Origin of the sequence: Streptomyces chlorus, assembly GCF_042655885.1 — a bacterium.
In the GTDB taxonomy this organism is placed as follows: domain Bacteria; phylum Actinomycetota; class Actinomycetes; order Streptomycetales; family Streptomycetaceae; genus Streptomyces; species Streptomyces chlorus.
This window is the reverse complement of the sequence record NZ_JBHSOA010000168.1, coordinates 1-733: the sequence shown is the minus strand read 5'-3', so window position 1 is coordinate 733 and position 733 is coordinate 1. Positions and strand designations below refer to the sequence as shown.

Annotated in this window: 1 protein-coding gene; it reads right to left on the bottom strand. The window is 71.1% G+C overall.

The window, feature by feature from the left end:
- Window positions 1-733, bottom strand: a protein-coding gene (locus ACFPZI_RS37215) for an IS5 family transposase (RefSeq protein WP_381371592.1) whose coding sequence is annotated in 2 segments (ribosomal slippage) — window positions 1-412 and window positions 415-733 — 731 coding nt annotated over the 2 segments. Because the reading frame shifts where the segments join, the coding sequence is not laid out codon by codon here. This gene is flagged as partial in the annotation.

The following is a 733-nucleotide window of genomic DNA, read 5'->3' as shown; positions in this document are numbered from 1 at the left end:
AGGCGAGGAAGTGGTCGGCCTTGCGTTCGTAGCGGCGGTGGAGTCGGCGGCAGCCGGCGAGCCAGGCCATGGTGCGTTCGATGGTCCAGCGGTGCCGTCCGAGCCGCTGGGAGGTCTCGATGCCCTTGCGGGCGATGCGGTGCCGGATGCCCCGGCGGGAGAGCCATTGCCGCAGGTGGCGGTAGTCGTAGCCCTTGTCGGCGTGGAGCTTGCCAGGCCTGCGGCGGCGTCGGCCGCGGCGGGAGCGGATCGGGGGTATGCCCTTGACCAGCGGGATCAGGGCCTGGCTGTCGTGGAGGTTGGCGCCGGAGATTCCGACGGAGATGGGCAGACCGGTCCGCTCGGTGATCAGGTGGATCTTTGACCCGTACTTGCCCCGGTCGACAGGATTCGGACCCGTCAGATCCCCCTTTTCAGGGCCCGCATGTTCACCGAGTCGATCGCGCAACGGGACCAGTCCAGCTCGCCCCGGGAGCCGAGTTCGTCCAGGACCAGGCGGTGCAGCTTGGCCCACACCCGGGCCTTGGTCCACTCGGCAAACCGGCGGTGGGCCGTGGCCCCGGACGGCCCGAACGACGCGGCGGGCATCTGCTGCCACGTGCACCCGGAGGTCGCCACGAACACGATCGCGGCCAGCACCTCACGGTCGCCGTGCCGGCGCCGACCACCACCTTGCGGCCGCGAGGGCGCCTCCGGCACCACCCGCTGGAACAGCTCCCACAGCTCATCCGGC